Source organism: Pseudarthrobacter sp. SORGH_AS 212 (assembly GCF_030818145.1).
Taxonomy (GTDB): domain Bacteria; phylum Actinomycetota; class Actinomycetes; order Actinomycetales; family Micrococcaceae; genus Arthrobacter.
The window spans coordinates 1,259,453-1,284,245 of the sequence record NZ_JAUTAA010000001.1 but is presented as its reverse complement, the minus strand read 5'-3'; the positions used below and the strand labels follow the sequence as shown (position 1 = coordinate 1,284,245).

Here is a 24,793-nt window from a genome sequence, read left to right as displayed (position 1 = left end):
GCGAGCTACTCCGCCGGCTTGATGACGTAGCCGGCCCCGCGGACGGTGTGGATCATGGGCGGATGGACGGCGTCGATCTTTTTGCGGAGGTAGGAGATGTAGAGCTCCACAATGTTGGCTTGGCCGCCGAAATCGTAGTCCCACACCCGGTCAAGGATCTGGGCCTTGCTGATGACGCGCTTGGGGTTTTCCATGAGGTAGCGGAGCAGCTCGAACTGGGTGGCCGTCAGCTGCACATCATCCCCGGCGCGGGTGACTTCCCGGGTGTCGACGTTGAGCACCAGGTCGCCGACTACCAATTCGGCGGTGTCCATGGCTGCGACGCCTGAGCGCTGGACCAGCCGGTGCAGGCGGAGGATGACTTCCTCCATGCTGAACGGTTTGGTGACATAGTCGTCACCGCCGGCGGCCAGGCCGACGATGCGGTCCTGGACTGCGTCCTTCGCGGTCAGGAAGAGGGCGGGCACCTCCGGCGCGAAGGCGCGGATCCTGCCCAGCAGCTCCACGCCGTCGAACCCTGGCAGCATTACATCCAGCACCAGGACGTCGGGGCGGAAGTCCTTGGCCAGCTTCACCGCCTCGGGCCCGTCCGCTGCCACTGCCACGGACCACCCGGCCATCCGCAGGCCCATGCTCATCAGCTCGGAAAGGCTGGGTTCGTCATCCACCACCAGGGCGCGGATGGGGGAGCCGTCCGGATGGGAGAGCTTGGGGAGGTTGTTGGTCATGGAGTGCGAGGTGGCCATGGGACAACTCTCCGATCCTTCGATATAGGCGGGCTTTGGGCTACCTGTGCCCCAGCTGTGAATCCCAGCCTAGCCAGCTGGGCGTCGCAGCGGGTGTGGCAGCGTCGGCGCCAAGGTCCAAATGTCACAGTCAGCACTGCCCCGCTGCACAGTCCGGGCACAGGAACGCGGCTGACGCTGATGGAACATCAGCAGAGGCGACCGCCAGGTTCCCTTCCCGAGGAGCAGTCAATGGACCAGCAGAACAACCGTGCCGTCCCGGACGAACCGGCCCAGGGCGGACAGCCGCATCAGGCCGGCACCGCAGCCGAGGGGCAGGCCCGCCCGCAAAGCCAGTGGGAAGTCTTTGCCGGCAACCCCGACAGCCCGCGGGCACCTTCCGGTTGGGCACCTCCCCGCATCGCGGAGAGCAGGCCGTCCCAGGATTGGGCCGCTCCCGGGAGCGGCCAGCCCGCTGGATGGGGGAGTACGACGGCGGACACGGACCAGCGGCAGGAACAGCCGGCAGGGTGGGTCGCACCGCAGCCGTACCCGGCAGAGGGTCCGCCCCGGGCTTTGGACAGCGGGGCTTTGGACGGCCGGGCTTTGGACGGCCGGACTTTGGATAACCGGGGCAGGGCAGCCAGGAAGGGGCTGATCATTGGCGGAGTCGTGGTGGCGGTGGCCGCAGCAGCTGGTGCGGGGGCCTATGCCGCCGGAAACAGCTCCGTGGCAGCCGCGGACAATACCCAGGATGCCGGCGGCGCCAGCGGGACCAACGGGCAGGCGGACCCCGGCGGCCAGTTCGCGCCCGGCGGCCAGTCCGGAATGACAGCCCCGGACGGCATTGGCGGCATGAACGGCGGAGCCATGGGCGGCCCCGGCGGTCTCGGCATAGGGCTGGCAGGGCTGAACGCCGCAATACACTCCGAATATGTGATCCTGCAGGATTCTTCCTACGTGACCATGGCTTCCCAGACGGGCACCGTCACGGACGTTTCGTCGGACTGGCTAACCGTCAAGAGCGAGGACGGGTTTTCGCGAATCTACGCCGTCGGAGCGGATGTGCAGGTATCGGAGGGCATCCGGCAACGGGGCAGCGGCAGCACGGGTGGCACACTGGGCATCTCGGAAGTCACGTCCGGGTCAACCGTCCGCGTTACCGCGCTCAAGTCGTCGGACGGCTACACAGCCAAGACCATACTGCTTGCGACGGCGTCCGGTACGGCAGCAGCTCCGGGTGCGGGGACAACCACCAACTGACCGGCCGTCGCAATGTGAGACGCCGCCGCGGTGGCTTCGCTCAGGTAGTCGGGGGCCAAAAAGACGGCTAGCAGCCGGCAATGAATTGGACAGTGAGGACCCTCCGGTGGGTCGATTCTATGTCAAGCGATTGAAATTCAGCGTGATTCGATAGATTGCGTATCCACCGAAGATAGTTCAATCAAATAACTATCTGAGGGATCATTCTCGGATAACAAACGTTATTATTTGACCTTCCCAGAATCGTGATCTGTCGCACATTCCGCTGCTTTGTCTCACGATGCGGACGATTCTGCCCATTGTTACTTGCACGTTGCCATTGTTACGCTGCACACTTCCAATGTGAACAAGAACTCAACAGCACCTGCAGCCGCAGAATATTGGCCCAGCACATCAGCTGCTGCCGACATGCGCTGTTGTCGAATGCACGCCTGACCTTCTACACCCTTCGAAGTTCTTAGGCATTCGCCCCCAGCCCAGCGTCGGGCGCCCCTCCCCATTCGCAGTGCGGGGAAACCCAGCATTCGAGTGCCGCTATGGCGGCCATTCACATTGAGGTAAGCATTCCATGTCAGTTGCATCCGGATACGTCCACATCTCCGTCCGTAACGCCGCCAAGGCCGGCCAGCCGTCTGGCCTCCGCCCCGGTTTCGGCCCCCGCCCCTCGCTTGCTCCGACGTCCGGAAACAGCTTCCCGGCGCAGGGCTACGCACCGCAGGGCTACAACCCCAACTCCTACGGCCAGCTCCGGGCGGTGCAGCCCACCGAGACCGCGGCGCCCATCACCGCCCCCACCCCCGTGGTGGCCGGGCCTAACGCCGTCCGGCCGGTTCCCAACGAGAACGTGGCCCGCGGATTTGTGCTGTACATGGGCATTGATGAGGAAACCGCTGCAGCTGCCGGCACCTCCATCGCCAAGCTTGCCCAGGAAATCCGGGCCTACGCCCAGTCCCTGGTGACCGGCGCCGAAAGCTACGCCGCCGTGGCCGTTGCCCCTGCCGGCACCCCCGGTTCCGCGCTCGACGTCGTCCGTTCCACCTTCGGCGACCCCACCGTCAACGCCCGGCAGCGCACCGAGGCACCCCGGCCCCAGCAGCCGCAGGAGCCCCGCCCCTCCGGCGTCCTGATCGACCTCGCCCGCCGCGAAGTCCACCTCGACGGCGAATCCCTCAACCTGACCTTCAAGGAGTTCGAACTCCTGAACTACCTGGTGGAAAACGGCACCCGCACGGTGGGCCGCGACGAACTGCTCGAAGGCCTGTGGCGCAACGCCGAAGAGGTCCCCAACGAGCGCACCATCGACGTCCACATCCGCCGCCTCCGCTCCAAGCTCGGCCGGCTGGCCAACACCGTCCGCACGGTCCGCGGCCAGGGCTACCGGTTCTACGAGCACCCCGAGGTGGTCGTCTGGGCCGCTCCGGAATACTCGATCTAGAAACTCTCATCACCGCCAGAAGGCGGCACGATCCCTCTGCGCCTGCGCTCGTTCCTCACGCAACAACGGCGCTTTCGGGATGTGCCGCCTTCTTGCGTTCGTGTTGCCCAGCCAAGCATTGACCTCCACGGCTAAGTGGTTTGGATAGGCTTGGGCCATGAGTGAGCACCATCTTCGCCGGCTTGTGATCATGCGGCATTCCAAGGCCGACTGGCCCGGCGGGATTGCCGACCATGAACGGCCCCTGGAGGAACGCGGTCACCGGGAGGCGCCGCTGGCTGGGAAGTGGCTGCTTAAGCACAACATCGTCCCTGACTTCATCCTGTGCTCGAGTGCCCTGCGTACCCGCCAGACCTGCACCTGGGTGTGCTCGGAACTGGGGGACAAGGCGCCCACGCCCAAGCTTGAGGACGGGCTGTATGCCGCCTCGGCCCTGCGCATGCTTGCCGTGGTCAACCACGTTCCGGATACCGTGACCACCCTGATGCTGATCTCGCACCTGCCGGGCGTCCAGGACCTGGCGATGCACCTGGCCTCTCGGGACTCCGACCATGATGCTTATATGGACGCTGCCACCCGGTATCCCACCAGCGCGCTGACGGTCCTGGAAACCGAAAAGTCGTGGGCCGAGCTGGACGGGCAGGACGCCCGCATCACCAGGTTCAAGGTTCCCCGGGCCCACTAGCAGCGATCTTCCGCAGCAGTTCGGACACGTACCGGATGCCCGGGCTGGCCGTCATGGTCCTGCGGTGGACAATGCCCACCTGCCGCGCCTGGACGGGGTCCGTGACGGGCACCGCAACCACGTCCCGCGGCAGCACCGGGCGGCCCAGCCGCGGAACCAGGGCCACCACTGCGGCCTGCTCCACGAGGGCGATGTGGGTGGCGAAATCGGGGTCGTAGACCTTGATGTCGGGAACCCGGCCAAGATCGGCGAAGATCCTCAGCAGGGCTTCGTTGCAGATGGCCCCGTGCGGGGTGCTGATCCATTGCTCATCCACCAGGTCCGCCGGTGTGACGCCGGAGCGCCCTGCCAGCGGGTGGCTGCTGTGCACGAGGACGTCGGCGATGTCCTCGCACAGCCACTCCAGCGACAGATGCTCGGGAATCACCAGCGGAACGGAATTCCAGTTGTGCACCAGGCCCAGGTCCGCCTCGCCGTTGGCCACGCGGGCCACGGCCTCGCGTGGGTCTTCGGCAAGGACGCTGACGTCCAGGTCGCTTTCGGTCGCGGCCAGTTTGCCCAGCAGGGGCCCCACCAGTCCGCGGCATGCGGTGGAGAATGCCACCACCCGCAGCTGCCCGCTGGGCTTGGCCGGATCGGCCAGCAGGGTTGACTGGAGTTCTTCGAGTTCGGCAAGGATGCGCCGCCCATAGGCGGCGAGTGCCACGCCCCGTTCAGTGAGCAGTACGCCCCGACCCCGGCGTTCCAGCACGGCAAAGCCGGCTTCCCTCTCCAACTTCTTGACCTGCTGGGAGACGGCCGAGGGGCTGAACCCCATGGCTTCGGAGGCTGCAATGACGGACCGGTACTGTTCAATCGCGGCCAGGGCCCGGAGCGACCCGATATCAATCATGAAGCAAAAGTACACGATTTACGGTGCAAATAAACGCTGGTGCTTCATTGCTGCTTATGCCACTCTGATGGGGTGAATCTCCGCAACTCCTTCCTCGCCGTGCTGGTTGCCATCCTGTGGGGCCTGAATTTCGTTGCCATCGACATCGGACTGCACCCCGGGGGAGGGGACGTCCCGCCGCTCCTGTTCGTGGCGATGCGCTTCGTCCTGGTGGTGGTCCCGTGGATCTTCTTCATCCGCAAGCCGGATGTCAGCTGGAAGGCGATCATCGGCGTCGGCCTCTTCATGAGTGCCGGGCAGTTCGGGCTCCTCTACCTGGCCATGGCGCTGGGAATGCCGGCAGGGCTCGCTTCCCTGGTGCTGCAGGCGCAGGTGCTCCTGACGGTCCTGCTTGCCGCCGTCTTCCTCGGTGAACGGCCCGGACCCCGCCAGCTTGCCGGGGTGGTCCTGGGCGTGGCGGGGCTGGCCGTCGTCGCGGGGGGCCGCAGCGCTGTCGCGCCATTGCTGCCCTTCCTCATCGTCCTCGCGGCCGCACTATCCTGGGCCGCAGGGAACGTCATTGCCCGGAAAGCGCGGGCAGCCTCGGGACTGGGCCTGGTGGTGTGGTCCGGCGCCGTGGTGCCGCTGCCCCTTTTCTGCCTGTCGCTGGTGGTGGATGGCCCCGGCGCAGTGCTGGGGACGCTCGGGCACCTGCAGGCGCCCACGCTGCTGAGCGCACTGTACACGGCCGTGTTCGCCTCGCTGGTGGGCTACGGAATCTGGAACCGGCTGCTGGCCAGCCACCCGTCGTCCGCCGTTGTTCCCTTCACCCTGTTGGTCCCCGTGGTGGGAATGGGCACGGCCTGGCTGGTCCTCGCGGAAATTCCCACGCCAACGGAAATTGCGGGCGGGCTGCTGCTCCTTGCAGGCGTGGCGACGGCGGTGGTGAACTTCAGCCGCCGGCCGCCTCAGCGGCCCGCGGCTGAACCGTTGCCGGACTTCGGGGACGGGCGGCGGGCAGGCGTGGACGGCAACCTGGCCGGCGGCCGGGTTCCCGGGGCACGCTGAGCCGCCGAACCCTGGGCGCCTGTTGCCTGCAGGCCGGACCGTTGGCCGCCGGAGGCCCGTGTCGCGGAACGCTGCGTCCCGGAACCCTGTTCACCCGCGCGCGGCGCACCTGGCTTGGGCGCAGCCGTACGTTGTGCTCCCGCCCGTTGCGCACCCGGGCGCCGCGCGGGGTTCTGTGCCGTTCCCCGGCCGGAGGGACGGCTCGCAGCTGCGGGCCTGCGTCCCGCCGTGGCGGGCCTGCGCGCGCTGCCAGCACGACGGCGGGACGGCCACGCAGCGCCCAGGAAAAGGACCGCCAGGGTCCCCGCAGCGGCGGCAGCGGCCACCATGAAGTAGTTGTCCGGATCGTTCGTGGGCAACGGGGTGCCGATGAAGGATGACTCGCCGTCGAACGCCAGCTCCCAGGTGCTCAGGAATGCGAGCGAGCACGCGATGGTGATGCTGGTACCCGCACCTGTCGCCACGAGGGCCAGGCGACGCCGACGGACCAGCAGCTCCCCGACCGCGGCCACATAGGCCAGCGCCAGGACGCCTAGGAACGCCAGGAACACCGGCTCCGCCAGCGTCATCCCCGTCAGGACCAGCAGCCCGGCCGCGACGATGCCGCAAATGACCGCAAACTTTCCGCTGTTGCCCATGTGACGCATGTGCTCCATCATCCCCGAGGGTGCGCATCCTTCAGGACGTAGCCGCGCATGATGGCCATGATTGCTGCAACGCTTTGGTCACGGGTCCGCTCGGGGTTATAGGTCTGCCGGTCCAGGCCCACAACGAAGCAGGCGCCGAAGATGGCCGTTTCAAGGCTCCCGCGGGGTACGGACTCGTCCACCGGGTAGGCCTTCGCCACGTTGTCCACGGCCTGACCCACCACCTCCAACAGCTCCCCGCGAAGCACCGCGAAGGTGCCCTGCCACTCGCTGGGGATCCGCCAGTTCTCGCTCACCCACAGCCGGGCGAAGGACGGGTACTCGGCCATGAAATCCATGGCCTGCCCGATCATCGACTCCATGGCCACCAGGGGATCCCCGTCCGAAACGGAGGGATCCCCGTCCGAATCAGTGGAACTCCCGGCTTCGGCACCGCCGGTCTTATTGGCCTTGCGTGGGCGTCCGGTACGTGGCTTCCCTGCGTCGGCGGCTCCCAGCAGCCTGGCCTTCAGGATGTCCACACCATGCCTCAGCAGCTGGGCGATCAGTTCGGACTTGCTGCCGAAGTTGTAGTAGACAGTTCCCTTCGATACGCCGGCGGCCGCGGCGATTTCGTCCACCGTCACGTTTGCGGCCCCGCGCTCGCCGATCAGTGCCATGGAGGCATCGAACAGCTTTTGCCGGGTGGCCGTGGTCCGGGCCGGCCGCCGCGCTTTCGCAACGTCCAACGGGTGGATGCCCATTTCCGCCGTTTCCAGGACCGAACCTGCCGCTGCCCCGCCTGCCAAGGCAGCGCCCCTATCCTCCGGGTCCTTGCTCATACGGCAATCTCCGGCTTAAGCGTCTTCAAAGTCCAGTACTTGTTCTTGCGCACTGCCAGCGTGGACATCACGGTACCCAGCAGGGTGTACCCGAGGAGTCCGGCCACGGTGGGCAGGATCATGGACAGGTCCGCCCCGTAGATCAGGTGCCGCATTCCGGTCACCACGTACCCCATGGGAAGGATCTCGTGCACCACATGCAGGGGCTGCGGTGTGGTCTGCCACGGGAAGGTACCTCCCGAGGACACGAGCTGGAGCACCAGCAGGATGAGCACCACCAGCTTGCCGGGGGAGCCCAGCAGCGCAACGATCCCCTGGATCAGGGCACTGAACGCCATGGCCGCCGCCAGCATGAACAGCCACATCATCACCGGATGCGCGGGGTTCAGGCCCAGGGCGACGTTTACCACCAGGGTCAGCAGGGACGCCTGCACAACGGATACAGCCAGGAAGGGGAGCCAGCCGCCCAGGGCGATCTTCCAGGACGGGGCGTTGGACGCCAGCGCCCGCTGGGTGATGGGACGCATGGCCTGCACCAGCATGAAGATACCGATCCACAGGGCCAGCGTGAGGAAGAACGGTGCCAGCCCGGCGCCGTAGGAGTTGGCCTTGGCCTGGGAAACGTTGCTGACCGCAACCGGATCCGCCATGACCCTGGACAGATTGTCCTTCTGGGCATCGTCGGGGTTGGGAACCTGCCCGGCACCCTTGCCGATCTCGTCGGCCAGAGTGCGTGAACCGTCCGCGGCCGTGCCGGCACCGTCGGCCAGCTGGGCAGCGCCGGAATCGAGTTTCTGCGCCCCCGCAGCCAGGCTGGAGGTGCCGTCCAATGCGGCCTGCTCACCCGTGGCGAGGGTGGCGGCGCCGGTATGGAGTTTGTCGGCGCCGCTTGAGGCCTGCCCGATGGCGTCCTTCAGTGCTGGGGTGGCGGCGGCCAGTTGCGCGGCGCCCACACTGACGGCCTCGGAGCCGTCGGCCAGCTGCTGGATCTGGGCCGCATCCGACTGCAGCTTCGCCTTGGCGGCGGCTACCGGGTTGGACGTGGCTGCGGCATCGAAGTCGGCAAGGATGGCGTTGGCCTGCTCCTGCGTCAGTACGCCCGAAGCCACCAGCCGGCTGTTGGACTCCACCACCCGTGCCCGCAGCCCCTTGTCCGCAGCCTCCAGCTGCGTTGCCACATCCTGGACCTTGGTGTTGAGCTGGGCATTCCCGGCGGCCACTTGCGCAGCCCCGGACGCAAGCGTCTGCGAGTCGGTGGGGAGCGACCCGGTCTTGTCTTTCAATACCGACAGGCCGCTGCTCAACTGGCCGGCGCCGTCGGTGAGCTGATTGGCTCCGTCGCGGAGCTTCAGCTGCCCGGCCTCGAGCTGGGAGGCTCCGCTGCTGAGATCTGTGGTTCCCTGATGCAGCGTCACGGTGCCGTCGCGGAGGGTGGCGACGCCGTCCGCCAGCTGCCCCGCGCCGTCGGCGGCTTTCACCATCTGGGTGTGGATGGTTCCAAAGCCGGTGAGCAGCTGGTTCGCGGTTTCCTCGCCCACCTCGGTGGCCACCGTGGTGTGAACAGCAGTGGTCAGCTTGTCCACGATGGTGCTGAGGAGATAGTTGTTCGCGTCGTTGGTGGTGACATTGAGCATCGCCTGGCTTGCAGAGTCGAAGCTGCCCGGCGACGCCAGGTTGGCGGAGAAGTCTTTCGGGATCTTCAGGGCAAAGGCGTACTCGCCGCTGCTGACGCCCTCATCCGCTGCTGCGGAGCTTTCCACCGGAATCCAGTGGAAGACGTTCCCCTCCACCAGGCTGTCCGCCACCTTCGCCCCGGCCTCCAAACGGGTACCGTCGCTGCTTCCGGCCCCCGTATCCTCGACCACCAGCGCGGCATCAAGGTTGTTCAGGTGGCCGTAAGGATTCCAGTTGGCGTACAAATAGACGGCCCCGTACAGGAGGGGGACCATGGTCAGCGCCAGGATGGTCAGCTTGGGCAGCAGCCCGCCGGTCATGCGCTTGAGTTCGGAGCGGGCCAGCCGGATGACTGTCACTTGGCAACCTCGGTTTCGAGTTCATCGGTCCGGACGTGCTGCCCGGTGTGTGCAGGGGTGGCCCGGCTTTCGTGGCCATGGGTACCCTCGTTGAGGGCATCGTCTTCATCCGGACGCTCCGGCAGCCCGTCGTCACGGATCGCAGCTTCGTGGCGGCCAGTCTGCTGGCCGTCGCTCGCCTCGTCAGTTTCCGTCACGGGCCCATCTGTCACGGCATCGTTGCCCACATCTGCCACTGCATCGTTGCCCACGACGGCGGACGGGCCGTTCCACGACGGCGGGAGGGCGCGCACGGTGGCGACGACCGCGAGCGGCCTTCCGGCGTCGGACGCCAATTCCTGCAGGCGGGGCAGCCAGGCGGCGTTGTCCGCGCTGTGCCTGTCCGGAGAGTCCACCACGAGGAGGTCGGTGTGCGGGTTGGCCAGCGCCAGCGCGGTCAGCAGCTCCAGCCGCCGGGCGGGGTCCAGCTGTTCGGTCCAGAGGCCGGCGATGTCCTCGAATCGGTTCACTTTGAGCCACGGGCCGCTGAGCAGTGCGCCCCGGTAGCGGCGCGGCACCAAGGCAAGGTCCTCTGTCACGAGGTCGCGCACGCTCAGGTGCTCCTCCGGCTCGTTCACGCCGGGGGAGTCCACCAGGGCACTGGCCAGCCGCAGTTGCCGGGTGCGCTGCTGCCCGTCCCAGGCAACCGACCCGCCGGTGGACTTCATCCGCCCACTGAGGGCAAGGGCAAGGGCCGTGCGTTGGTCCTGGCGGTCGCCGGCCACCAGCAGGAGCTGTCCCCGCTCCACGGTAAGCGTGGTGGGAGGGAGCAGGGGATCGCGGCGGCCTTTGACGGAAAGCTGGCGTGCTGAGAGCAAGGGGAGCCTTTCACAGAAAGTGTCTGCTACAAGACTAACCAAACTGACCGGTCAGTTCAAATACGGACCCTACAAGCCATACTTCTCCAGCAAGCGCAGCCACACCTCGCTGATGGTGGGGTACGCGGGGACCGCATGCCAGAGCCGGTGGAGCGGAACTTCACCCACGACGGCGATGGTCGCCGCGTGCAGGAGCTCCGCCACGTCCGGGCCGGCGAAAGTGGCGCCCAAAAGGACTTTCCGGTCCTCGTCGATGACCAGCTGCGCCCAGCCCTCGTAGTTCTCGGAGTGCAGGGAGGACCCCGCAACCTGGATGGGAAGCTCCACTGATGACACGTTGTAGCCGTCCTTGCGGGCCCGCTGGAGACTGCGGCCCACTGTTGCGAGTTCCGGATCAGTGAAGACCACCCCGGGGACGGCGTGATCGTTGGCTGTCTGGGCGAAGCGGCTCCAGTCCGCCGGACTGCCGTCCAGTTCTCCCCTGGCGCGCGCCGCAATGGCGTCCCCGGTGGCGCGGGCCTCGTATTTGCCCTGGTGCGTATAGAGGTTCCGCCCCGCGGCGTCGCCCACCGCGTACAGCCAGCCGCCGTCACCCTGCGCGGCATGGACCAGCCCGGTGTTGTCCGTTTCAAGGAGCAAGCGCCCGTCCGCATCTGGAGCGAAACCGACGCTTTCCAGGCCAAGTCCCTCAAGGGCGGGGTGCCGGCCCGTCGATACCAGGACCTTATCCGCCGTGACGCCGGAACCGTCGCCAAGCTCGATACTGAAGGTGCCGTCGTCGTTCAAGCCGATCCGCTGCGTGGCTGTGTGGAGGCGAAGGTCAACGCCGTCAGCCCGCAGGCCGGCGGCAACAAGCGCGGCGGCTTCTTCCGGGAAGCTTCCCAGCAGGCCGCTGCGCGCAACGAGCGTCACTGCCGAGCCCAGCCGGGCAAAGGCCTGGGCCAGTTCAGTTCCTGCCACGCCGCCGCCCAGCACGGCCAGCCGGGCCGGCACCTCGCTGGCGGAGGTCGCTTCCCGATTGCTCCAGACCTGCACGTCCGCCAGCCCCTCAATGGGCGGCTGGGTGGGCACCGATCCGGTGGCCAGGACCACGGCGTGCCGGGCGTTGAGGCGGTGGTCTGTTCCGTCCAGCCCTGCCACCTCAACAGTCCGGGGCCCGGTGAGGAAGGCGTGGCCGCGGACCAGCTCAATGCCGGAGTCCTTGACCCATTCCACTTGTCCGTCGTCCTGCCAGTTGGACGTGAAGTAGTTCCTGCGGGACAGGACGGCTTTGGCGTCCAGCGTCCGGGTTACGGCTTCCTTGGCGCCGGGCGTCGTCTGCGCACCGTGCAGTGCGGTGCCCGGCCGGAGCAGGGCCTTGGATGGCATGCAGGCCCAGTATGAGCATTCACCGCCCACCAGTTCAGCTTCGATGAGTACCGCGGTAAGCCCGCCCTTGACCACACGGTCCGCCACGTTTTCGCCGGCAGCGCCGGCACCGATTACTACTACGTCATACTCGCGCCCAGCAGGCTCAGGAATCATGGGGACAGCCTACGCCGGGCGGCCGCGCGAAACGCGTGCCGAAGCCGTGAAGGCGTGTGTGGCAGCGAAGGAGGCATGCCGTGGATCGGGGAACGCCGGCAGGCGTTAAAGCAAAAGGTCCGCACCGGCGAACCGGTGCGGACCTTGTTTGTGCGCCCAAAGGGATTCGAACCCCTGACCTTCTGTTCCGTAGACAGACGCTCTATCCAGCTGAGCTATGGGCGCATCTCGTGTTCCCGGAGAAGAACCGCTCTCCTTGGAACTCGAATTACTTTACGCGAGTCTTGACGGAGTGCCAAATCGAGAGAGCTGTTATCTGCGCTACTAGACCGGTCTAGGTGACCTTCCTCACTTAATCGTAGACTTTTCCACAAATATTCCTTGAAATCTCGCGGAATCCGCATTTTGAGCCATCTTGTAGCAAGCAACCTGCCGAAATCCGGCACTGGTCCGGACCATAGCATTTAGGACACACCGATGAACCCGAGGAAGGGAACCGCAATGGGCGATCTGGCACAGAAGCCGCTGCTTGACGAAGCACCCACCACACATGCCGGGCTGCTGGCATGGGTCGAAGAAGTTGCTGAGCTGACGCAGCCGGACCGCATCTACTGGGTTGACGGGTCCGAAGAGGAGAACACGCGCCTCACCGATGAACTCGTTGCCGCCGGCACGCTGACCAGGCTCAACCAGGACCTGTTCCCCGACTCCTTCGCAGCCTTCTCCGATCCGGCCGATGTTGCCCGGGTCGAGGAACAGACCTTCATCTGCTCCGAGAACAAGCGCGACGCCGGATTCACCAACAACTGGATGGCTCCGGCGGAGATGAAGGAGAAGCTGCGCGGCCTGTTCGCCGGCTCCATGCGCGGCCGCACCATGTACGTCATCCCCTTCGTCATGGGCCACCTTGACGCGGAGGACCCGAAGTTCGGCGTCGAAATCACGGACAGTGCCTACGTTGTGGCCTCGATGCGCATCATGGCCCGCATCGGCACCGATGTCCTGAACCGCATCACCGAGACCAACGCCTTCTTCGTTCCGGCCCTGCACTCCCTGGGTGCGCCGCTGGAACAGGGCCAGGCCGACGTGCCCTGGCCGTGCAACCCGGACAAGTGGATTGTCCACTTCCCGGAGGAGCGCTCCATCTGGTCGTTCGGCTCCGGCTACGGCGGCAACGCCCTGCTGGGCAAGAAGTGCTACGCCCTGCGCATCGCTTCCGTGATGGCCCGCGACGAGGGCTGGCTGGCCGAGCACATGCTGATTCTCAAGCTCACCTCGCCCGAGCAGAAGACGTACTACGTTTCCGCAGCCTTCCCGTCCGCCTGCGGCAAGACCAACCTCGCGCTGCTTGATCCCACCATCAGCGGCTGGAAGGTCGAAACCCTCGGCGATGACATCACCTGGATGCGCTTCGGCAAGGAAGGCGAGCTCCGCGCGGTCAACCCCGAAGCCGGCCTGTTCGGTGTGGCTCCCGGTACCGGCTGGGGCACCAACCCCAACGCCATGCGCGCCATCGCCAAGGGCAACAGCATCTTCACCAACGTTGCGATGACCGACGACGGCGGCGTGTGGTGGGAGGGGATGACCGAGGAAACCCCTGCGCACCTGACTGACTGGCAGGGCAACTCCTGGACGCCCGACTCGGACAAGCCCGCTGCGCACCCGAACTCCCGCTTCTGCACCCCGATCGACCAGATCGACATGCTCGCCGAGGAATACAACAATCCCGAGGGCGTGGAGCTGTCCGCGATCCTGTTCGGCGGCCGCCGCAAGACCACCATCCCGCTGGTGACCGAGGCCCGCAGCTGGTCCAACGGTATCTTCATGGGCTCCACCCTGTCCTCCGAAACCACTGCAGCTGCAGCCGGTGCCGTGGGCGTGGTCCGCCGCGACCCCATGGCCATGCTGCCCTTCATCGGCTACGACGCAGGCGACTACCTGAACCACTGGGTCAACCTGTCCGCCAAGGCCAACCCGGAACGGCTGCCCAAGATCTTCCTGGTCAACTGGTTCCGCCGGAACTCCGAAGGCGGCTTCGCCTGGCCCGGGTTCGGCGACAACGCCCGCGTCCTCAAGTGGGCCATCGAGCGCCTTGAGGGCAAGGCCGACGCCGTCGAAACCCCCATCGGATTCGTTCCCACCGGCGAGGCCATCGACCTCGAAGGCCTGGACATGACCCCCGCCCAGGTGGAGGAAGCAGTCAGGGTTGACCCCGCAGAGTGGGCCACCGAGCTGGCCTCCATCGAGGAATGGTTCGACAACTTCGGCGGCTCCCTCCCGCAGGCGCTGCAGTCCGAGCTGAACGGCCTGAAGTCCCGCCTCGCGTAGGAGTTCTTCGCTGAGTACGACGGCGGCCCCGCACCTTTCGCGAAAAGGTGCGGGGCCGCCGTCGTACTTTTGCTTTTAAGAAGCCTGCCAGATGTCCGGGCCGAAGACTTCGTAATGGATGCGGGTTGCCGGAATGCCGGCGTTGATGGCCTCATTGCGGATGTTCTTCATGAACGGCAGCGGACCGCACAGGTAGAGGGAGGCATCGGCGGGAAGGTCCACCTCGCGCAGGGACATGAATCCCTCCCTCGCACCGTCCACCGGCTGCTCCAGCCACAGCTGCAGCTCGGCTCCGTCCAGGCGCTCGACGTCGTCCGTCATCTGGCCGCGCAGTGCCCAGCTGTCCAGGGTGCTCTCGGCGTGCAGCACCAGGACCTGCCGGTCGGTGCCGGTGTCGGCGAGTGAGCGCAGGATGGAGGCCGTGGGGGTGCAGCCGATGCCGGCGGAGGCCAGGACCACCGGGCCGTCGCCTTCCCTGAGCGTGATTTCGCCGTAGGGGTTTGAAATTTCCAGGATGTCGCCCGCCTGGACGGTGTTGTGCAGGACGGGGGAGACCTCACCGCCGTCGTCCTTCTTGGTGGTGAAGCTGCGGCTGGTGCCGGCTTCGCCTGACAGGGAGTACTGGCGCACCTGGCGCAGGCCATCCGGAAGCTGGACCTTGACGCTGACGTACTGGCCGGGAAGTGCTTCGGTGACGGGGGTGTCGTCGGCAGGTTCCAGGGTGAACGTCATGGATCCGACGCCGGCCGGCGTCTTGGCGGACACGCGCCACGGCGCCCACATCCTGCCGTTGGCCTGGGCCGCGTACAGGCCCTTTTCCAGCTTGATGAGCGCGTCAGCCATGAGCCAGTAGACCTCGGTCCAGGCTTCTGCGATCTCCGGGGTGATCACTTCGGCAAGGTCCTCGGCGATCGCGGCGAACAGGTGCTCGTAGACCACCTTGTACTGCGGTTCGGTGATGCCAAGGGAGGCGTGGCGATGGGCGATGCGGGACAGCACGGTTTCCGGCAGGGTGCCCGGGTTGTTGACCAGGTGGGTGGCGAAGGCGGCGATGCTTCCGGCCAGGGCCTGCTGCTGGCTGCCGTTGCGCTGGTTTGATCGGCTGAAGAGGCCGTCGAGGAGTTCCGGGTGTGCGGCGAACAGGCGGGCGTAGAACTTGGGGGTAATGTCGCCGATCCGTGACCCCACCAGCGGCAGTGTGGCTTCGATGACGGGGCGGGATTTATCCGAGAGCATTGCGGACTCCTGAGGTTGGGACCGGGGCCTTTGTCCGGCCTTGGCGAAATGCTTGCATATGAAATACAAGTATTTCTGCCTCAGTTCTACACCTTGTAGAAGTTTGAAATCAAACTGGGAGAAAGCTCCCGGCTATGGGCGGTTTCGCGCCGGTTACTGCCTCGGCTGCACGCTCGGACGGAGCGGTTCCAACAGTCCTGGGCGGAGGCCAATCATCTCGAATACGGGAGCCATTTGGCGGGATCCCGGAAGATCGGCAATGACTACCGGATCAAGCTCACGGTAGAACGCCTCGCGTGCCCGGGCAAGGGCTGCGCGCAGCTTGCACTCATTGATCAGCGGGCAATTGCCCGTGGCGGCCATGCAGTCGGCCGGGTCCGTGCGCGTATCGAGTTCCCGGAGGATCTGTCCCACGGTGGCCGTCCTGCCGGCGCTGCTCAGCCGGGAACCCCCGGTGCGGCCCCGCTCCACGTCAATCAGGCCCATGGTGCGGAGCCTGGCCATGGCTTTGCTGACATGGTTGTATGGGGTCCCCACGGCGTCCGCAATGTTCTGCGTGGTCAGGAGCTGGCCGCCCGGAACGGCCGCCAGCACCATCAGTGCCCGCAGGCTGACATCGGCAAACGCGTTGATTTTCATGGCGCGGCGCCTGGTCTAGTCCACCCAGATGGCGGGCTCGTTGGTGTCGGCCTCCAGTTGGCCGAACTCCCAGGCCTGGGTGGCGGCGTTGGCCGCGTAGGGAAGCACGGCGGCGAAGACCGAACCGTCCCGGTGCTCTGCGGCCACGTGGATGGCATCGGAGTCCTCCTCCACCAGCAGGATGTCGCACACCAGGGCAGCGGCGCGGAAATCGTCCCGGTTCTGCCGCAACAACGCGTTCAAATCACTGATCATGGCGTCGGCATCGAACTCGGCTTCGCTTCCGTCCCCGGCATCCGCCGGTGAAACCGCGACCAGCCGTACCTCGCCGTCGTTCTGCACCGTGAGGGCGAACGGGAGGAAGCCGCCGGCGCGCTGAAGCTGCTCCTGGGCGGCGCTGACGCCGGTTCCGAGGAGATTTTCAAGGTCGGTCGCCGTGGCTTCGGGGACAGAATCCCGCCAGCTTTCCTGCCCCGCCGCAGCGCGCCCGGTATGGTCAGCCATGGTCTAGGCCCGCACAAGGGCCAGGACCCGGTCCCGGACCCGTTCCATCGTGGCCTGGTCTGTCGCTTCGGCGTTGAGCCGCAGGAAAGGTTCGGTGTTGGACGGGCGCAGGTTAAACCAGTAGCTGCCGTCGTTGGCCGTGAAGGTGCTGCCGTCCAGGGTGTCGATGGTGATGTCCTCGGCGGCGAAGTCTGCGCGCACGCGCTCGACGGCGGCCGGCTTGTCGTCCACCTCGGAGTTGATCTCCCCGGAGCTGACATAGGGCTCGTACTCGCGGCCGAGCTCGGACAGCGGGCCGTCCTGTTCACCCAGCGCGGCCAGGACGTGCATGGCAGCCAGCATGCCGGTGTCCGCGTTCCAGAAGTCGCGGAAGTAGAAGTGCGCCGAGTGCTCGCCGCCGAACACCGCGCCTTCCTCGGCCATGACTGCCTTGATGAAGGAGTGGCCCACGCGCGTGCGGACGGCCCGGCCGCCGTCGTGCTCCACCAGCTCGGCCACCGCGCGGGACGTGAGGAGGTTGTGGATGATCGTGGGGGTGGCTTCGCCCTGGGCCTTCGCACGGGCAATTTCGCGCCGGGCCACCATGCCGGTAACGGCCGACGGCGAGACGGGCTCGCCCTTTTCGTCCACCACGAAGCAGCGGTCGGCGTCGCCGTCGAAGGCCAGCCCAATGTCAGCACCGTGCTCGACGACGGCGGCCTGCAGGTCCCGGAGGTTTTCCGGCTCCAGCGGGTTGGCGGGGTGGTTCGGGAAGGAACCGTCCAGTTCGAAGTACAGCGGAATGATGTCGAACGGCAGCTTGGGCAGCAGGGCGTCACCCAGAACTGCGGGCGTGGTCAGCCCGGCCATGCCGTTTCCGGCATCCACGACAACCTTCAGGCGGCGGGAACCCGAGAGGTCCACCAGCTTGCGGAGGTACTCGGAGTACTCCTTCAGGACGTCACGCACGCCAATCTGGCCGCGCTGGCCGGCAGCCGGGATGGTCCCCGTGCTGAGGTAGTGCTCGGCAAGGGACTGGATGTCCTTCAGGCCGGTTTCGGAGGAAATGGGGACTGCGCCAGCCTTGGACATCTTGATGCCGTTGTAGCCGGCGGGGTTGTGGCTCGCGGTGAAGGTGGCCCCTGCCCGGTTGAGGAGGCCGCAGGCGAAGTAGAGCTCATCGGTGGAGATCAGGTCCAGCAGTTCCACGTTGGCGCCTCGGGTGGCAGCACCGGCGGCGAAGGCCTTGCTGAACTCGGGCGAGGAGGGGCGCATGTCGCCGCCCACCAGGATGGTCTGGCCTTCGAGCTGCAGGACGTCCACGAATGCGGCCCCCACGGCTTCGACGATTTCGGCGGTGATCGATTCGCCCACAATGCCGCGGACGTCGTAGGCCTTGAAGGATGCCGAAAGGTCAAAAGTCGTTGTCTGTTCGCTAGTCACGGGCTTTATCTTACGTGGACCCGTGCGGTGCCTGTGGAGGGGGAGACGGGGTTGGTGATTGTGACGCAAAGGATCTGTGGGCCTTTCCACATAACAGTTGGGCGGAGGCCAGTTGTCAGGGGCGGCTGGGATACTGAATCAATGGTTGATAACCGGAACGCCACCCTTTCCCACACCGATATTGATTCAGACGCTGATTTTGGGGCTGACGCTTCCTCGGCGCAGCCATCCCCTCCGGGCGGATCCGGTACCGCCACCCACAGCCAGGCGCTGGCGGTGCTGCGCGAGCTGGTGGGAAACGCCGGGGCGGATTTCCACGACGGCCAGTACGAGGCCATTGAGGCGCTCGTCGACGGCGGCCGGCGGACTTTGGTGGTCCAGCGCACCGGGTGGGGCAAGTCGGCTGTCTATTTCGTGGCCTCGCTCCTGCTGCGCCGCCGGGGCGCCGGACCCACCCTGATCGTGTCGCCGTTGCTGGCCCTGATGCGTGACCAGGTGGCGGCTGCCGCCAGGGCCGGTGTCCGGGCCGTGGCCATTAACTCGGCGAACCAGCTGGAGTGGGACACCGTCCGCGAACAGCTTGCGGCGGACCAGGTTGACGTTCTCCTGGTCTCACCGGAACGTTTGACCAACCCCTCCTTCCGGGAAAACCAGCTGCCGGAACTGATCCGGCGCACCGGACTGCTGGTCATCGACGAGGCACACTGCATCTCGGACTGGGGCCACGACTTCCGTCCCGATTACCGCCGGATCGCAGACCTCATTGAGCAGTTGCCGGGTTCGGTGCCGGTGCTGGCCACCACGGCCACCGCCAACTCCCGCGTGGTCCATGACATTGAAGAGCAACTCGGCGCCGGCGTCCTGACCATCCGCGGTGCCCTGGGCCGCGATTCGCTGCGGCTCGGCGTCCTGACGCTCCCTGACGCCCGCCAGCGCCTCGGGTGGCTGCTGACCCATCTCTCGGACCTGCCCGGCAGCGGCATCATCTACACCCTGACCGTTTCCGCCGCCGAGGACACCGCCCGCTTGCTGGCGGAGGCGGGCCACGAAGTGCTGTCCTACACCGGCCGCACCGACCCCGCAGACCGGGAACGCGCCGAGCAGCTGCTCAAGGACAACCAGGTCAAGGCCCTGGTTGCCACGTCCGCACTGGGCATGGGCTTCGACAAGCCGGACCTTGGGTTCGTGGGTCCACCTCGGGGCGCCGTCGTCGCCGGTTGCCTACTACCAGCAGGTGGGCCGTGCAGGCCGTGGAGCCGCCAACGCCGATGTCCTGCTGTTGCCGGGCTCCGAGGACCGGGACATCTGGCAGTACTTCGCCACCGCGTCCATGCCGTCGGAGGAGAAAGCTGCCGCAGTCCTGACGGCCCTTGCCGAGGCGGGAAGTGCCGTGTCCACCGTGGCGCTGGAAGCACGGGTGGACCTGCGCCGGACCCCGCTGGAGTTGCTGCTCAAGGTCCTTTCGGTGGATGGGGCCGTGGAGCGGGTAGGCGGCGGCTGGCGCTCCACCGGGCGGCCGTGGGTCTATGACGCGGAGCGGTACCAGCGCATTGCCGAGGCCCGCGTAGATGAGCAGGACTCCATGATCATCTACCAGGACACTGCAGGGTGCCGGATGGAGTACATCACGTCGGTCCTTGATGATGAGACTGCCCACGCCTGTGGCCGTTGCGACAACTGCGCCGGGCAGTGGTTCCCCGCCGACGTCGCAGCCGATGCCACGAACGCGGCCGGGCAGACGCTCAGCAGGGCCGGCGGCGTCCTTGAAGCGCGGCTGCAGTGGCCCAGCGGGATGGACCGGCTGGGCGTTCCGGTTAAGGGAAAAATCAAGCCTCCGGAGGCGCTGTCAGAGGGCCGCGTCCTGGCCAGGCTGACCGACCTCGGCTGGGGCGGTGCCCTGCGCACGATCTTCGCCGCCGGCGCGGAAGACCGTCCGGTGGACCCTGCCATGCTGCAGGCCTGCGTCCAGGTCCTGCGGGAGTGGGGAACAGGTGACTCCAGGACGGCGGGCTGGAGTGGTGGTGGCCGGCCGGCAGCGATTGTGAGCATCCCGTCGCGCAGCAAACCGCAGCTGGTGGATTCCCTGGCCCGGGGGATTTCCGACATCGGCCGCATCCCTTACCTCGGCGCCCTGCAGTTGGCCCACGGTGGCCCCACAGGAAGCAGGGGCGGCAACAGCGCATACCGGTTGGCCGGGGTCTGGGACCGGGTGGTCGTTGGCCCCGAGCTCGAAGCTGCGTTGAATTCCATCCAGGGTCAGAGTGTGATGCTGATCGATGACCTGGCGGACAGCCGGTGGACCCTTACTGTCGCGGGGCGTGCCCTTCGGCAGGCCGGGGCTGGGGCTGTGCTTCCGCTGGTTCTGGCGCAGGCCGGCTGACCGCTGCTCCCGCGTGCTGCGGGAGCAGGACACTGTCCACGGTGCTGGCCAGCATCAGGACTGCCATGGCCAGGAAAGCTCCGCGGTACGGACCGGCGTCGTCCTGGGGAAACGAGCCAAGCCCGTCGAAGATGCGGAGCAGCAGGGCAGCCACTGCGATCCCGGAACCCGTAGCGAGCTGCACCAGGGTCGCCGAAACGGTGTTGGCCGACGTCAACTGCGCGGGGACGATATCGGCGTACTGCACCGACGCGTAGGACGAGAAGCCGATGGAGCGGAACGCCCCGCTGCAAACCAGCAGGGCAAACGTCAGCACCTGTGGAGTCTCCGGGGTCAGCAGGGCGCACAGTGCAAAAGTGGCTGCTGAGGCGAGGGATGCGAACACCAGCATGGCCTTGAATCCGAACCGGCGGATCAGGGGAGTGGTGGCCGGTTTGATGCCGATATTGCCAATGAAAACAGCGGCCACCATGGTGCCCGCGTGGATGGGGGTCCAGCCGAAGCCGGCCTGGAACATCAGGGGCAGCAGGAAGGGAACCGAGCTGATGGTCAGCCGATAAACGAATCCGCCGGTGGCCATCGCACGGAAGGTGCGGGTCCGGAACACATCCAGGTTGAACAGGGGGTTGCTGGCCCGGCGCATCCAGAACACGGCCGCGAGCAGGGAGGCTGCACCTGCCGCCGCGCTGATGCCCGCCCAGGGGCCGTCAGGGTGGGAGCTGGCCAGCTCGAGGCCAACCACCAGGGCACCGACGCCCAGCGTGGTGAGGAACAGCCCGGGCCAGTCCAGCCGCCGCCCCTTGTCTCCAGCGGAGGACGGGACAAGGCGCAGGGCCGCAAGGAAGGCAGCCAGACCCAGTGGGAGGTTGATCAGGAAGATCCAGTGCCAGGACAGGTAGGTGGTGAGTGCACCGCCCACCAGGGGTGCGAGGACCGGCGCCAGCAGGCCGGGCCAGACGAGGAACGCCGTGGCCCGCAAAAGCTCCGATTTCGGCGTGCCTCGCAGCACTACCAGTGTTCCCACGGGAACCATCATGGCGCCCCCGGCTCCCTGGGCGATACGGCTCAGCGTCAGGGCGGGGAGGTCCTGGCTGAGGGCACAGGCCAGTGAAGCAACGGTGAAGATGGCAACGGCGAGGCAGAAGATCCTTCGCGCCCCGAAGCGTTCGGCCAGCCACCCGCTGATGGGAATGCCGACGGCGACGGTGAGCAGGTACGCCGTCATGGTGATATTCACGTCTGCCGCTGGAACACTGAAGTCGGCTGAGATGTTAGGGATGGCAGTGGTGAGGATGGTCCCGTCGAGGAACTCCATGAAGAAGGTTGCTGCCACCAGGAGGGCCAACCGTGGGCTCCATACCTGCGCGGCATCCCCCTGCGCGCGGGCCCGATCTCTTACTGCCATCCGCTTATCCTGCCACCAGGCAGCCTGTGCCAGCAGAGTGCGTCCGATCCCCGGACGGCGCCAGCAACCCTCCCCGGGTACGCAAAAGGCCCCGGTCCAGGGACCGGGGCCGAACGCGGAGACGGGGGGATTTGAACCCCCCAACTACCGCCTTACAGGCCCTAGATTACCGTCTGTAAGTGTATGGAACCCTTGATTTCTAGCGGTCGCAACCCAACAAGGTTAGCTGAGTTGAAACGAACTTAAGGTTTTTGTGAACAATGTGCACAGCGTTACGCGGCGCATTCGAAGCGCCGCTGCAGGTGCTCCCGGGCCTCGATGGGGAGTGCTGTGATCCAGTCGGAGAGGACTGACTTCGTCACCATGACGTCCTCGGCCAACTCCTCCAGGGAGTGCGCCCAGGGTGCGTGTTCCCATACCGCCTCCCAGGACACGAGACGCGCAGCGGCAGCGGCCCGAACCTTCTTCTCGATGGCCGGCGGCTGGCACTCCCGGTGCCCCAGTTCGATGTGGACCAGTTCGTGGTAGATCGCGCAGCGCCGCTCCCGGTGGGTGAGCCGGTCATCAAGGTAGATCGTCCGGCCGTCCGTGGCGGCAACGAGGAACCCGGGCAGCCGGTGCGTGACGATACGCACGCCCATCTGCTCCGCAAGCCGATCCCCCAAGTCCATGCCAGCACCATAGACGATCGGACCGACACAGCTGGTTCGTTACTCGCGCTCTTGGGATTCTTCCCCGCGGCGTGCAGAGCGGGCCGCTTCCCGTTTTCCCTCAGACTCCACCTCGGTCATGGCCGCCATCTTCCCGAAGTCGGGCGTCTCGTCCTTGTCCTTGACTGTGCGCAATTGCACAACGTTGTCCGTGCGGGACTCCTCCGGCTTGCGTCGGCTGCCGTCCATCCAGTTGAGGAGTTCTCCGGCGGTGTTGCGGAGGACGTCCTGGGACTCTTGGGGGAGGCGGCCGGCGCCCCAGAGGACGAGGTCCGACTCGCGGTCGTCCCCTACGTCGATGCCCATGGTGCGGGCCGCTGCGAGGACGAGTTCGCGGGGGCTGATGCTGAAGGCTTTGGAGAGTCCGGCGAAGGTTTCGGGGGTGGGCATGCGGGTGAATCCGTCGTTGACGATGGACTGCAGGGCGCGTGCTTTGGGGACGCCGCCGGCGCGTTTGGAGATTGTCTCGTAGGAGTCGTCCCGTTTGTGGGCCAGGACGAGCTGCTGGAAGTTGGGGCCTTTGGTGGTGGTCATGCTCTGAGCTTTCCTGTGGGCTGGGTGGGCCGCAACGCCGCCAGTGGGCACTATGCCTACCGGTAGGCGGTACACCCAATTGTAGGTACGTGCCTACTAGAAAATCCCCCCGTTGCTCTAGGAATTAATGAGCGCAAGGAAATTGTGTACTGACAGTGCTTGACTTACCGCCTACCGGTAGGCAATACTCAAAGGGCAGCAGATAACAGGCGAACCGCCTACCGAAACAGAAGGAGATCTCATGTCACCCTGGCGAACTAAGGCCCGTTGGCCGAAAGGAACCTACATGCGATTGGTCTCAAAGGAAGCCCTCCGGGCCTTCCTCATCACGCAGAAGGACATCGAAGCCCACAAGGCAGGAGCACCCATCCCACACAAGATGACCCAGCGGGGGCTGGCAGACCGTGTAGGCGTCCACCCCAGCTTCATCAACCACCTCACCAGCGGCCGGCGCCGCTGCCTCGAACCCGAAACAGCAACCCGCATCGCGGAGGTCCTCAACGTCCCCGTGGAGGTCCTTTTCGAGCCCGTTGCACCGTCTGCCAAACGGCAAACCACCCGCCAACAGCGTCTACAAATCGCCTAAGAGAGGACACGCCGACATGACACAGGCAATGGCACTGGAGGACACCACATGGACCGAGGAGGCTGTGGACACGATCGCTGACCTCGCCCGCAGGAAGGGCACTGTCACTGCCGACGACCTCCGCCAGAACCACCGCCCGGCACCGCACCCCAACCATGTAGGGGCTGCTTTCAAGATCGCCCGGTCCCGTGGCCTCATCGCCCAGGTAGGGGTCTCGACCTCGAAGCAGCGCTCCCGCCACGGCGGTACCTTGCGGCAGTGGGAGGCAGTGTGACCGAGTTCTACACCGTCCCCGAGGTCGCCAAGATGTTCCGCGTCTGTGAACAGACCGTCCGGAACCGGGTCAACGAGGGCAAATGGCAGGCATGGCGCGACGGCCGGCAGATCCGCTTCGGACCCGAAGACATCGAAGCCATCCGAGCCCAGGGCCAGAAAACCCCCACCAACATCAGCAAGGAAGACAAACGGAAGCGGAACAAGCAGCTCCGCAACCTCCCCGTCTTCGCCCAATAGAAAAGGGCCCCGCTGCCGACCAAAGCAATCGCGGGACCCATCAACAAGCAAGAAGCTCATCTACCGGAAGGATACCCGATGTACACGTACCACTTCACGAAGCGGCAGGCCGAGACCGCCGCCCGGGCAACCATCGTCAACTACTCCGAGCGGTACCCGAACGAATGGCAGGACGAAGAAGCCCTGGCCTACGACGTCAGCGCGCTCCTTGGCATCAAGCCCGAACCGAACTACGTGGCCGCCGCGCTGCAGGCCCTCGATGATCTCCGCAAGGTGGAGAACGGCACCCACATGGACCTGGACGCTAATGACCGCGAAGACCTGATCGAGCGGTTCGAGGGCGACCTCCTCACCGCCGTCCGGGACGTCATAACGTCCTTCCCCTTCAGCGGCCGGGAAGTCTTCATCCCCACCATGGAGTTGGCAGCATGATCACCGCCTCATTCCTCATGTGCCTCGTCCTCTTCGTCGGGTTCGGCGTGGCGATTCCGTGGGCGATCCGGGCGGACCGCGCCGACGCGCACATCGCCCACCGGCCCGGCGCATGCCCTGACGGCATCTGCGACCAGCCATGACCGACTGCTACTGCCGCGGCCAGGCCGTCTGC

General features: G+C 66.2%; 23 protein-coding genes, 1 tRNA gene and 2 pseudogenes. 11 read left to right on the top strand and 15 right to left on the bottom strand.

Going from position 1 to position 24,793, the window contains the following annotated elements; translation table 11 throughout:
- Nucleotides 1-5 precede the first annotated feature (5 nt).
- Nucleotides 6-746 carry a response regulator transcription factor gene (locus QE394_RS05815; protein ID WP_056076624.1) on the bottom strand — a complete coding sequence of 247 codons (741 nt, stop codon included), beginning with the start codon at nucleotides 744-746 and terminating at the stop codon, nucleotides 6-8.
- A gap of 231 nt (nucleotides 747-977) precedes the next feature.
- Here QE394_RS05815 and QE394_RS05810 point away from each other — a divergent pair, with 231 nt between their 5' ends.
- The 3 genes from QE394_RS05810 to QE394_RS05800 all read left to right on the top strand — a co-directional run bounded on the left by QE394_RS05810 (nucleotide 978) and on the right by QE394_RS05800 (nucleotide 4,108).
- Nucleotides 978-1,988, top strand: coding sequence for a hypothetical protein (locus QE394_RS05810; protein WP_349034028.1), 1,011 nt, complete (start codon nucleotides 978-980; stop codon nucleotides 1,986-1,988).
- A gap of 568 nt (nucleotides 1,989-2,556) precedes the next feature.
- Nucleotides 2,557-3,423 (top strand): winged helix-turn-helix domain-containing protein, encoded by an 867-nt coding sequence (locus QE394_RS05805; protein WP_056076619.1) that lies wholly within the window; start codon nucleotides 2,557-2,559, stop codon nucleotides 3,421-3,423.
- A 157-nt stretch (nucleotides 3,424-3,580) separates the two neighbouring features.
- Complete coding sequence (locus QE394_RS05800) at nucleotides 3,581-4,108, top strand: histidine phosphatase family protein (RefSeq protein ID WP_268159267.1); 528 nt, start codon at nucleotides 3,581-3,583, stop codon at nucleotides 4,106-4,108.
- Here QE394_RS05800 and QE394_RS05795 read toward each other — a convergent pair.
- Nucleotides 4,086-5,000: a LysR family transcriptional regulator gene (locus QE394_RS05795; protein WP_349034027.1), complete on the bottom strand. Its 915-nt coding sequence runs from the start codon at nucleotides 4,998-5,000 to the stop codon at nucleotides 4,086-4,088. The two genes, QE394_RS05800 and QE394_RS05795, sit on opposite strands and share 23 nt — an antisense overlap.
- Nucleotides 5,001-5,072: 72 nt before the next feature.
- On the opposite strand from QE394_RS05795, the gene QE394_RS05790 reads away from it, so the two are divergent.
- On the top strand, nucleotides 5,073-6,047 hold the full coding sequence (locus tag QE394_RS05790; RefSeq protein ID WP_349034026.1) for an EamA family transporter: 975 nt from the start codon (nucleotides 5,073-5,075) through the stop codon (nucleotides 6,045-6,047).
- Here the strand turns inward: QE394_RS05790 and QE394_RS05785 are convergent.
- The 6 genes and pseudogenes from QE394_RS05785 to QE394_RS05760 form a co-directional block, all read right to left on the bottom strand.
- Nucleotides 5,948-6,685 (bottom strand): hypothetical protein, encoded by a 738-nt coding sequence (locus QE394_RS05785; RefSeq protein WP_349034025.1) that lies wholly within the window; start codon nucleotides 6,683-6,685, stop codon nucleotides 5,948-5,950. The two genes, QE394_RS05790 and QE394_RS05785, sit on opposite strands and share 100 nt — an antisense overlap.
- A gap of 17 nt (nucleotides 6,686-6,702) precedes the next feature.
- Entirely contained in the window at nucleotides 6,703-7,437 is a 735-nt protein-coding gene (locus QE394_RS05780; RefSeq protein WP_349035376.1) for a TetR/AcrR family transcriptional regulator, read from the bottom strand.
- Between the two features lie 74 nt (nucleotides 7,438-7,511).
- Nucleotides 7,512-9,548, bottom strand: coding sequence for a YhgE/Pip domain-containing protein (locus QE394_RS05775; protein ID WP_268159259.1), 2,037 nt, complete (start codon nucleotides 9,546-9,548; stop codon nucleotides 7,512-7,514).
- A 242-nt stretch (nucleotides 9,549-9,790) separates the two neighbouring features.
- A pseudogene (locus QE394_RS05770) lies at nucleotides 9,791-10,405 on the bottom strand (ABC transporter ATP-binding protein); the annotation flags it as partial.
- A 69-nt stretch (nucleotides 10,406-10,474) separates the two neighbouring features.
- Nucleotides 10,475-11,929, bottom strand: a complete 1,455-nt coding sequence (locus QE394_RS05765) for an NAD(P)/FAD-dependent oxidoreductase (protein ID WP_349034024.1) — start codon at nucleotides 11,927-11,929, stop codon at nucleotides 10,475-10,477.
- Between the two features lie 151 nt (nucleotides 11,930-12,080).
- Nucleotides 12,081-12,154, bottom strand: a tRNA-Arg gene (locus QE394_RS05760).
- A gap of 276 nt (nucleotides 12,155-12,430) precedes the next feature.
- Here QE394_RS05760 and QE394_RS05755 point away from each other — a divergent pair.
- Nucleotides 12,431-14,257, top strand: coding sequence for a phosphoenolpyruvate carboxykinase (GTP) (locus tag QE394_RS05755; RefSeq protein WP_349034023.1), 1,827 nt, complete (start codon nucleotides 12,431-12,433; stop codon nucleotides 14,255-14,257).
- 75 nt (nucleotides 14,258-14,332) lie between these two features.
- On the opposite strand, the gene QE394_RS05750 is transcribed toward QE394_RS05755, so the two are convergent.
- The 4 genes from QE394_RS05750 to QE394_RS05735 all read right to left on the bottom strand — a co-directional run bounded on the left by QE394_RS05750 (nucleotide 14,333) and on the right by QE394_RS05735 (nucleotide 18,058).
- Nucleotides 14,333-15,493: a globin domain-containing protein gene (locus QE394_RS05750; protein WP_349034022.1), complete on the bottom strand. Its 1,161-nt coding sequence runs from the start codon at nucleotides 15,491-15,493 to the stop codon at nucleotides 14,333-14,335.
- Nucleotides 15,494-15,646: 153 nt separating this feature from the next.
- On the bottom strand, nucleotides 15,647-16,132 hold the full coding sequence (locus QE394_RS05745; RefSeq protein ID WP_056076601.1) for an Rrf2 family transcriptional regulator: 486 nt from the start codon (nucleotides 16,130-16,132) through the stop codon (nucleotides 15,647-15,649).
- A gap of 15 nt (nucleotides 16,133-16,147) precedes the next feature.
- Nucleotides 16,148-16,636, bottom strand: a complete 489-nt coding sequence (locus QE394_RS05740; protein WP_056076599.1) for a hypothetical protein — start codon at nucleotides 16,634-16,636, stop codon at nucleotides 16,148-16,150.
- A gap of 3 nt (nucleotides 16,637-16,639) precedes the next feature.
- Nucleotides 16,640-18,058, bottom strand: coding sequence for a phosphomannomutase/phosphoglucomutase (locus tag QE394_RS05735; RefSeq protein ID WP_349034021.1), 1,419 nt, complete (start codon nucleotides 18,056-18,058; stop codon nucleotides 16,640-16,642).
- 141 nt (nucleotides 18,059-18,199) lie between these two features.
- Here QE394_RS05735 and QE394_RS05730 point away from each other — a divergent pair.
- Nucleotides 18,200-20,438: pseudogene (locus tag QE394_RS05730) on the top strand (RecQ family ATP-dependent DNA helicase).
- Here QE394_RS05730 and QE394_RS05725 read toward each other — a convergent pair.
- The 3 genes from QE394_RS05725 to QE394_RS05715 all read right to left on the bottom strand — a co-directional run bounded on the left by QE394_RS05725 (nucleotide 20,362) and on the right by QE394_RS05715 (nucleotide 23,087).
- The gene (locus tag QE394_RS05725) at nucleotides 20,362-21,843 is read right to left on the bottom strand and encodes an MFS transporter (RefSeq protein ID WP_349034020.1); all 1,482 of its coding nucleotides are present in this window, start codon (nucleotides 21,841-21,843) and stop codon (nucleotides 20,362-20,364) included. The pseudogene QE394_RS05730 and the gene QE394_RS05725 overlap by 77 nt on opposite strands.
- Before the next feature lie 272 nt (nucleotides 21,844-22,115).
- On the bottom strand, nucleotides 22,116-22,514 hold the full coding sequence (locus QE394_RS05720; protein WP_349034019.1) for an ImmA/IrrE family metallo-endopeptidase: 399 nt from the start codon (nucleotides 22,512-22,514) through the stop codon (nucleotides 22,116-22,118).
- Between the two features lie 39 nt (nucleotides 22,515-22,553).
- Nucleotides 22,554-23,087 (bottom strand): hypothetical protein, encoded by a 534-nt coding sequence (locus tag QE394_RS05715; protein WP_349034018.1) that lies wholly within the window; start codon nucleotides 23,085-23,087, stop codon nucleotides 22,554-22,556.
- Between the two features lie 286 nt (nucleotides 23,088-23,373).
- On the opposite strand from QE394_RS05715, the gene QE394_RS05710 reads away from it, so the two are divergent.
- The 5 genes from QE394_RS05710 to QE394_RS05690 all read left to right on the top strand — a co-directional run bounded on the left by QE394_RS05710 (nucleotide 23,374) and on the right by QE394_RS05690 (nucleotide 24,761).
- The gene (locus QE394_RS05710) at nucleotides 23,374-23,673 is read left to right on the top strand and encodes a helix-turn-helix transcriptional regulator (RefSeq protein WP_349034017.1); all 300 of its coding nucleotides are present in this window, start codon (nucleotides 23,374-23,376) and stop codon (nucleotides 23,671-23,673) included.
- A gap of 16 nt (nucleotides 23,674-23,689) precedes the next feature.
- A complete protein-coding gene (locus QE394_RS05705; protein ID WP_349034016.1) occupies nucleotides 23,690-23,947 on the top strand; it encodes a hypothetical protein in 258 nt (85 codons plus the stop codon).
- Nucleotides 23,944-24,186: a helix-turn-helix domain-containing protein gene (locus QE394_RS05700; RefSeq protein ID WP_349034015.1), complete on the top strand. Its 243-nt coding sequence runs from the start codon at nucleotides 23,944-23,946 to the stop codon at nucleotides 24,184-24,186. Before QE394_RS05705 ends, QE394_RS05700 begins: the two co-directional genes overlap by 4 nt.
- Before the next feature lie 78 nt (nucleotides 24,187-24,264).
- Complete coding sequence (locus QE394_RS05695) at nucleotides 24,265-24,618, top strand: hypothetical protein (RefSeq protein WP_349034014.1); 354 nt, start codon at nucleotides 24,265-24,267, stop codon at nucleotides 24,616-24,618.
- Entirely contained in the window at nucleotides 24,615-24,761 is a 147-nt protein-coding gene (locus QE394_RS05690) for a hypothetical protein (RefSeq protein WP_349034013.1), read from the top strand. The genes QE394_RS05695 and QE394_RS05690 overlap by 4 nt, the downstream gene beginning before the upstream one ends.
- Nucleotides 24,762-24,793 lie beyond the last annotated feature (32 nt).